The organism is Bartonella sp. TT110JLCBS, assembly GCF_042193405.1.
Taxonomy (GTDB): domain Bacteria; phylum Pseudomonadota; class Alphaproteobacteria; order Rhizobiales; family Rhizobiaceae; genus Bartonella.
The window spans coordinates 1-1,094 of record NZ_JBHILT010000122.1; the positions used below are offsets into that span (position 1 = coordinate 1).

Genomic DNA, 1,094 nt, shown 5'->3' on the forward strand with positions numbered 1-1,094 from the left:
GAAAATAGCAACATAAAAATATAACTTTTTAGCAATATGGATTCTACTGTGATCTTTTTTCAACAAAATATAGAAAATCTTCTATAAAACCTCACAGTCTATAGCCTCATCAAATATTATGCTTATCTCTAGATAAATACTGTGCATCTACAAAAAAATATTCACCCTCATTTAATAAAATAAGAATAAATGTTGTTAAAAGAATCCCTTGCTATCATCAACGCAGCTTTAATCTTAAGCCAACATCTCTTCTCTAATCTCCGCAGAACTCGTTGCGGATATATTAGAGCAAATGAAGCCATCCTCTGATATATAACCAGCACCAAGAGCAAATGCGAATTGTCCACGCCATGCGCCGCTATCAAATGAAACAATCAACTTTCCTAGTGTATCGTTATAACGCAAACCTACCACTGCCAAACCAACAGCCGCTGCTTGTCTTGCTTCTTTCCGAACATCTTCAATAGCATAACTAAACATTTCAAATTTCATATCGGTGGAGGATTTCGATTCGTTAACACCATTACTCATCGCATTATCCTTGGATTCAGAAAAATATTTATCTACATATTTTTTCGTATCATCAAAAACTTTCTTAATCCGCTGCTTACTGTCATGTAACAACCAACTAGCCCCCTCCACGACTTCTGTCAAATTTGCGTAAAACACACCACTCTTCAGACATTTTCTCTTTTTTTATTTTCAACATTAATGCTGGCATTGTTATTTATGGGAGTCGTTCTTTTAATCGTGTAACTCTTTTCGCCTCTGTCTTGTATAGACAGAAGCGTTTTTGAAAATAATCGTAGTAAATTTTATTAATTTAGAGTTAAGCTTAATCCTACACCTACACCCCAGCGCCCTCCGGCACTTGTCACAGACAGACTAGAGCGAATATTTCCATCTTCAGATGTATAACCAGCACCAAGAGCAAATGCGGACTGATTAAGCCATATACCACTACCAAGTGCAACACTTAACTTTCCTGGTGCATCATTGTAACGCAAGTTGGACACCGCTAGACCAATAGCAGCAGCTTGTCTTGCTTCTTTCCGAACATCCTGAATAGCATAATTCAATGTCTCAAACTTTAT

At 36.7% G+C, this 1,094-nt stretch carries 2 protein-coding genes; both read right to left on the reverse strand.

The window, feature by feature from the left end; genetic code table 11:
* Positions 1-234: 234 nt before the first annotated feature.
* Positions 235-669, reverse strand: coding sequence for a hypothetical protein (locus ACFILW_RS09910; protein ID WP_375654233.1), 435 nt, complete (start codon positions 667-669; stop codon positions 235-237).
* 149 nt (positions 670-818) lie between these two features.
* The coding region (locus tag ACFILW_RS09915; protein ID WP_375678211.1) for a YadA-like family protein at positions 819-1,094 on the reverse strand (276 nt) is incomplete at its 5' end.